The sequence below is a fragment of the Pseudomonas sp. NBRC 111123 genome, assembly GCF_001320205.1.
GTDB lineage: Bacteria > Pseudomonadota > Gammaproteobacteria > Pseudomonadales > Pseudomonadaceae > Aquipseudomonas > Aquipseudomonas putida_J.
Map to the genome: position 1 here is coordinate 251,480 of NZ_BCAZ01000002.1, position 6,937 is coordinate 258,416.

Below are 6,937 nucleotides of genomic sequence, written 5' to 3' on the forward strand. Positions count from 1 at the left end.
TTGAATTAGAGCCGTTGATCTGGATCAAGAAAAGAAAAGCCCCGGCAGATTCTGACCGGGGCTTCCTTTATATCAGCTGGTTTGCGGCAGCCGCTGTCACTCCACCGCTTTCACCATGTCCTCGATGACCTTCTTCGCGTCACCAAATACCATCATGGTCTTGTCCAGGTAGAACAGTTCGTTGTCCAGGCCGGCATAGCCACTGGCCATGGAGCGCTTGTTGACGATGATTGTCTTGGCCTTGAACGCTTCGAGGATCGGCATGCCGGCGATCGGCGACTTCGGATCGTTTTTCGCGGCCGGGTTGACCACGTCGTTGGCGCCCAGCACCAGCACCACGTCGGCCTGGCCGAACTCGGCGTTGATGTCTTCCATCTCGAACACCTGGTCGTACGGCACTTCGGCTTCGGCCAGCAGTACGTTCATGTGCCCAGGCATGCGCCCTGCCACCGGGTGGATCGCGTACTTCACGGTTACACCGTTGTGGGTCAGCTTCTCGGTCAGTTCTTTCAGTGCGTGCTGGGCACGGGCCACCGCCAGGCCGTAGCCCGGGACGATGATCACGCTGTCAGCGTTGCTCAGCAGGAAGGTGGCATCGTCGGCCGAGCCGGACTTCACCGGGCGCTGCTCTTTCGAGCCTTGCGCCGCGCCGGCATCGACATCGCCGCCAAAGCCGCCAAGGATGACGTTGAAGAACGAGCGGTTCATCGCCTTGCACATGATGTAAGAGAGGATCGCACCAGACGAACCGACCAGGGAGCCGGCGATGATCAGCATTGAGTTGTTCAGCGAGAAGCCGATACCGGCCGCAGCCCAGCCCGAGTAGCTGTTGAGCATCGACACCACCACCGGCATGTCGGCACCACCGATCGGAATAATGATCAGCACGCCCATGATGAAGGCCAGGGCCAGCATCAGGGTGAAGGCACTGTAATGGCCGGTGAAGGTGAACAGCAGGCCCAGGGCGATGGTGGTCAGGCCCAGGATCAGGTTCAGCTTGTGCTGCCCAGCAAACTGTACCGGTGCGCCTTGGAACAGGCGGAACTTGTACTTGCCCGACAGCTTGCCGAAAGCGATCACCGAACCGGAGAAGGTGATGGCACCAATGGCCGCGCCAAGAAACAGTTCCAGGCGGTTGCCGGTGGGGATCGGGTCGCTGATGGCGGCGACGATGCCCATCGACTGCGGCTCGAGCACGGCAGCGATGGCGATGAACACCGCAGCCAGGCCGATCATGCTGTGCATGAAGGCGACCAGTTCCGGCATCTTGGTCATTTCGACGCGCTTGGCCATGATCGAACCGGCGGTGCCGCCGACCAACAGGCCGACGATGACATAGCCGATACCGGCAGTGGCTCCGCCGTTACCAACGGAGAGCGCGCCGAGCTTATAAATGAGGCCGACCGTGGTGAGGATCGCGAGCCCCATGCCGATCATGCCGAACAGGTTGCCGCGCCGCGAGGTGGTTGGGTGCGAAAGGCCCTTGAGCGCCTGGATGAAGCACACCGAGGCGACGAGGTAGAGGAGCGTTACCAGATTCATGCTCATGCTTACTTCTGCGCCTCGTTCTTGGTTTTCTTCTTGAACATCTCAAGCATGCGGCGGGTGACCAGGAAGCCACCGAACACGTTGACCGCAGCCAGTGCTACCGCCAGGGTGCCCATCAGCTTGCCGGCCGGGGTCACGGTCAATGCCGCCGCCAGCATGGCACCGACGATGACGATTGCCGAAATGGCGTTGGTAACCGCCATCAGCGGGGTGTGCAGCGCCGGGGTGACGTTCCACACCACGTGGTAGCCCACATAGATGGCCAGCACGAAGATGATCAGGTTGTAGATGCCGTGGGAAATCAGCATGTCTTCCATTGTCGTGCTCCTTAGCCGTTCTTGCGGACGACCTGGCCGTCGCGGCACATCAGGCAGGCCGCGACGATGTCGTCTTCGAGGTTGATGACCAGCGCGCCGTCTTTGTCGAACAGCAGCTTCATGAAGTCCAGCAGGTTGCGTGCGTAAAGCGCCGAGGCATCAGCGCCCACCTGAGCCGGCAGGTTGGTCGGGCCGACGATGATCACGCCGTTTTCCTGCACCACCTGGTCGGCAACGGTCAGCGGACAGTTGCCGCCCTGGGCTGCTGCCAGGTCGATGACGACCGAGCCCGGCTTCATCTGCGCCACGGTCTCGGCGCTGAGCAGGGTCGGTGCCTTGCGGCCTGGGATCAATGCAGTGGTGATGACGATATCCGCCTGCTTGGCGCGCTCGTGTACCGCCTGAGCCTGGCGTTGCATCCAGCTGGCCGGCATCGGCCGCGCATAGCCGCCGACGCCTTCGGCGCATTCGCGCTCCTCATCGGTCTCGTACGGCACGTCAATGAATTTGGCGCCGAGCGATTCGATCTGCTCCTTCACCGCGGGGCGCACGTCGGACGCCTCGATCACCGCACCCAGGCGCTTGGCCGTGGCAATAGCCTGCAGGCCGGCAACGCCTGCCCCGAGGATCAGCACGCGCGCGGCCTTAACGGTACCGGCAGCGGTCATCAGCATGGGCATGAAGCGTGGGTAGTGGTGGGCGGCCAGCAACACGGCCTTGTAACCGGCGATGTTGGCCTGCGACGACAGCACGTCCAGGCTTTGTGCTCGTGAGGTGCGGGGCGCGGCTTCCAAGGCGAAAGCGGTAATCCCGCGTTCGGCCATCTTGCCGATCAGTTCGCTGTTGAAAGGGTTGAGCATGCCCACCAGGAGGCTGCCACTGTTGATCAGGGCCAGCTCTTGGTCGTTGGGAGCGACCACCTTGAGTACCAATTGGGCGCCGTAGGCATCGGCTGCGCTCCCCAGGGAAGCGCCCACGGCCTCATAGGCACTGTCCGGAATGCTGGCGTTAAGCCCTGCCCCCCGTTGGACGGTGACCTGATGGCCCTGGCCAATCAGTTTCTTGATGGTTTCCGGGGTCGCAGCGACCCTTGTCTCACCGGTCTGCGTCTCGAGAGGAACACCAATGTGCACGACTATTTCTCCTGCGGTGACCTTTTGTCTTTGTAAAAGCCAGCACACTGCGGATGGTGCGCTGGGGCGGCTGTTGAGCGCCGAACCCGCCGAATTCAGGGCGGGCGAAGCATTTTGCAGACGAACCCAGGGGCCTTCAACCGGTTCTGGAGCGAAACGAAGTTAAAACTACAAGTCACCCTGTGACCGTATGTCGCAAGCGACAGGCTGCAGCCCGTCAACCATGGGCCATTGGCAGATTAGGGGAAAATTTGAAATTTTTTGCGATGATTTCGCGGATTGGCTTGCGAGTGTCGTAAAACCCTCTGAAAGCCGCGTGTTTAGGGGCTTCGATGAGGTTTTTCGATTCACCTGAACAGTTTTCTTTAATGCGACAAAAACGTATATCTGTAGGTGTTTAAAATAATTGACTACAAAGGTAGGTCAGCGCTTTCGCCTTTGTGCGAGGCGGTATAGAGCCGTGCCTGGCTCACAAGCCAGTCACGGAAGGCGCGGAGCGACGCGGACTCCACCTTGCGTTCGGGAATCATCAGATAGTAGGCCTTGTCGCTGGAGAGCGCGTACCTGTTAGCGACCACCAGCCTACCCTCCTCCAGTTCGCGCTGGATCAGGAACGGCGGGATCAGCGCGATGCCCATCTCGTGCATGGCCGCCTGGGCCAGCATGGAGAATAGTTCATAGCGCGGGCCTGTCATGTCGCCCGCGATATTCAGGCCCAGGCCATTGAACCACTGTCGCCAGGCGTAGGGCCGGGTGGTTTGCTGCAGCAGTGGCAGGCTGGCAATGCGCTGAGCGTCGAGCATGCCCTGCCCGTCCAGCAAGGCTGGGCTGCAAACTGGCATGGGGTTTTCGCCCATCAGGCGATGGGACTGGGTGCCGGACCAGTCGGCATCGCCAAAATAGATGGCGGCATCGAACGGGGTGTCGGCGAACAGAAACGGGCGGGTGCGGTTGGTCAGGTTGACGGTGACTTCGGGGTGGCGTTGCTGGAAGTCCTTGAGCCGGGGCAAGAGCCATTGGGTGCCGAAGGTGGGCACTACGGCCAGTTCGATCACGTTGGCACCCTGCTGGCGCATCACCGACAGCGTGTCGCGCTCAACTGCATCCAGTTGCGCGGCAACCTGCCGGCTATAAGAGAGCCCGGCTTCGGTCAATTTCACGCCACGGCGTGAGCGCCTGAACAATTCGACGTTGAGGAACGCTTCCAGTCCGCCGATCTGACGACAGACGGCACCTTGGGTCAGGGCCAGTTCCTGGGCTGCCTTGGTGAAGCTTTCGTGGCGTGCGGCCGCTTCGAAGCAGACCAGGGCGGTGGTGCTGGGTATCTTGCGGCGCATGTACGTCAACCTCACTCATGTGGCCATGAATATGGCGGTTTCGAGTATCTCGGAGTGACAAAATATCACTGATACGTGCGCAATCCTCGTTTGTCGTGATCCCGGATCAGGCCTAGGATCAAAGGCACAAGAAACTGCTCCCCTATTTCGAGGATTTCGCCCATGGCCGGTAAAGCAAGCTTCAACTGGATCGACCCGCTGCTGCTGGATCAGCAGCTCACTGAAGAAGAGCGCATGGTGCGTGACAGCGCTTATCAGTTCGCCCAGGACAAGCTGGCCCCGCGCGTGCTGGAAGCCTTCCGTCACGAACAGACCGACCCGGCGATCTTCCGCGAGATGGGTGAAGTCGGCCTGCTCGGTGCGACCATTCCCGAGCAATACGGTGGCAGCGGCCTGAACTACGTGTGCTACGGCTTGATTGCCCGCGAAGTGGAGCGTATCGACTCTGGCTACCGTTCGATGATGAGCGTGCAGTCTTCGCTGGTGATGGTGCCGATCAACGAATTCGGTACCGAGGCGCAAAAACAGAAGTATCTGCCCAAACTGGCCTCTGGCGAGTGGATTGGCTGCTTTGGCCTGACCGAGCCTAACCACGGCTCCGACCCAGGCTCGATGATCACCCGTGCCAGGAAGGTCGATGGCGGCTATCGCCTGAGTGGCAGCAAGATGTGGATTACCAACAGCCCGATCGCCGATGTGTTCGTGGTCTGGGCCAAGGATGATGCTGGTGATATCCGCGGCTTCGTCCTGGAAAAGGGCTGGGAAGGCCTCAGCGCTCCGGCGATCCACGGCAAGGTCGGCCTGCGTGCGTCCATCACCGGTGAAATCGTCATGGACAACGTGTTCGTTCCTGAAGAGAACATCTTCCCGGATGTGCGTGGCCTCAAAGGTCCGTTTACCTGCCTGAACTCGGCGCGTTATGGCATTTCCTGGGGGGCGCTGGGTGCTGCCGAGGCCTGCTGGCACACCGCTCGCCAGTACACCCTGGACCGTCAGCAGTTCGGTCGCCCGCTGGCTGCCAACCAGCTGATCCAGAAGAAGCTGGCCGACATGCAGACCGAAATTACCCTGGCCCTGCAAGGTTGCCTGCGCCTGGGGCGCATGAAGGACGAGGGCACCGCAGCGGTGGAAATCACCTCGATCATGAAACGCAACTCCTGCGGCAAGGCCCTGGATATTGCCCGCATGGCCCGCGACATGCTCGGTGGCAACGGCATCTCAGACGAGTTTGGTGTGGCGCGCCATCTGGTCAACCTTGAGGTGGTCAACACCTATGAAGGTACCCATGATGTGCATGCGCTGATCCTCGGGCGCGCACAAACCGGCATCCAGGCTTTCTACTGATAAGGAGCCAGTCCATGGGCGCGCTATCTCATCTGCGGGTACTGGACCTCTCCCGTGTGTTGGCGGGGCCTTGGTCTGGCCAGATCCTGGCGGATCTCGGTGCCGACGTGATCAAGGTCGAGCGCCCTGGTAGTGGCGACGATACCCGCTCCTGGGGCCCGCCCTTCCTCAGGGATGCCGAGGGCGAGAATACCAGCGAGGCTGCCTATTACCTGTCGGCAAACCGAAACAAGCGCTCGGTGACCATCGACTTCACTCAGCCGGAAGGCCAGCGCCTGGTGCGCGAGCTGGCGGCCAAGTCGGATATTGTCATCGAAAACTTCAAGGTCGGTGGGCTGGCAGCTTATGGGCTGGATTACCCGAGCCTGAAGGCGATCAACCCCAAGCTTATCTATTGCTCGATCACTGGCTTCGGCCAGACCGGGCCGTATGCCAAGCGCGCGGGGTATGACTTCATGATCCAGGGCCTGGGTGGGCTGATGAGCCTGACCGGTCGCCCGGATGGAGAAGAAGGTGCCGGGCCGGTGAAGGTGGGTGTTGCTCTGACCGATATTCTGACCGGGCTGTATTCGACAGTGGCAATTCTGGCCGCCCTCGCCTACCGCGATCAGCATGGCGTAGGTCAGCACATCGATATGGCGCTGCTTGACGTGCAGGTGGCTTGCCTGGCCAATCAGGCGATGAACTACCTGACCACCGGCAACCCGCCGCGGCGGCTGGGCAATGCCCACCCTAATATCGTGCCTTACCAGGACTTCCCGACAGCGGATGGTGATTTCATCCTTACCGTGGGTAACGATGGCCAGTTCCGCAAGTTTGCCGAGGTGGCCGGGCAGCCGCAGTGGGCGGATGATCCGCGTTTCGCTACGAATAAGCAGCGGGTGGCGAACCGAGCCGAGCTGATTCCGCTGATTCGCCAGGCGACGGTATTCAAGACGACTGCCGAATGGGTGAGTCAGCTGGAGGCTGCTGGGGTGCCGTGCGGGCCAATCAACGACCTGGCGCAAATGTTTTGTGATCCACAGGTGGTGGCTCGTGGGCTGGCGGTAACCATGCCCCATGGGCTGGCTGGGGCTGTGCCGCAGGTGGCCAGCCCGATCCGGCTGTCCGAAACGCCTGTGGAGTACCGGCGTGCGCCGCCGTTGTTGGGCGAGCATACCGAAGCGGTACTGGGTGATGTGCTGGGAATGGATGCTGATGCTGTAGGGCGGTTACGTATCGCAGGCGTGCTTTGACGCTTAATATAGAGAAGGTGAAG

Annotated in this window: 6 protein-coding genes; 2 read left to right on the top strand and 4 right to left on the bottom strand. The window is 61.0% G+C overall.

Going from position 1 to position 6,937, the window contains the following annotated elements; all coding sequences use genetic code 11:
• Nucleotides 1–96: 96 nt before the first annotated feature.
• The 4 genes from APH27_RS02390 to APH27_RS02405 all read right to left on the bottom strand — a co-directional run bounded on the left by APH27_RS02390 (nt 97) and on the right by APH27_RS02405 (nt 4,335).
• On the bottom strand, nt 97–1,548 hold the full coding sequence (locus APH27_RS02390; RefSeq protein WP_027917219.1) for an NAD(P)(+) transhydrogenase (Re/Si-specific) subunit beta: 1,452 nt from the start codon (nt 1,546–1,548) through the stop codon (nt 97–99).
• Nucleotides 1,549–1,550: 2 nt separating this feature from the next.
• Nucleotides 1,551–1,865 carry an NAD(P) transhydrogenase subunit alpha gene (locus APH27_RS02395; protein ID WP_003256966.1) on the bottom strand — a complete coding sequence of 105 codons (315 nt, stop codon included), beginning with the start codon at nt 1,863–1,865 and terminating at the stop codon, nt 1,551–1,553.
• A gap of 11 nt (nt 1,866–1,876) precedes the next feature.
• On the bottom strand, nt 1,877–2,998 hold the full coding sequence (locus APH27_RS02400) for a Re/Si-specific NAD(P)(+) transhydrogenase subunit alpha (RefSeq protein ID WP_015268506.1): 1,122 nt from the start codon (nt 2,996–2,998) through the stop codon (nt 1,877–1,879).
• 410 nt (nt 2,999–3,408) lie between these two features.
• Nucleotides 3,409–4,335 (bottom strand): LysR family transcriptional regulator, encoded by a 927-nt coding sequence (locus tag APH27_RS02405; RefSeq protein ID WP_060483877.1) that lies wholly within the window; start codon nt 4,333–4,335, stop codon nt 3,409–3,411.
• A gap of 162 nt (nt 4,336–4,497) precedes the next feature.
• On the opposite strand from APH27_RS02405, the gene APH27_RS02410 reads away from it, so the two are divergent.
• Both APH27_RS02410 and APH27_RS02415 read left to right on the top strand, forming a co-directional pair.
• Nucleotides 4,498–5,679 (top strand): acyl-CoA dehydrogenase, encoded by a 1,182-nt coding sequence (locus APH27_RS02410; protein ID WP_027917221.1) that lies wholly within the window; start codon nt 4,498–4,500, stop codon nt 5,677–5,679.
• Between the two features lie 14 nt (nt 5,680–5,693).
• Nucleotides 5,694–6,914 (top strand): CaiB/BaiF CoA-transferase family protein, encoded by a 1,221-nt coding sequence (locus APH27_RS02415; protein WP_060483878.1) that lies wholly within the window; start codon nt 5,694–5,696, stop codon nt 6,912–6,914.
• The last annotated feature ends 23 nt before the right edge of the window (nt 6,915–6,937 follow it).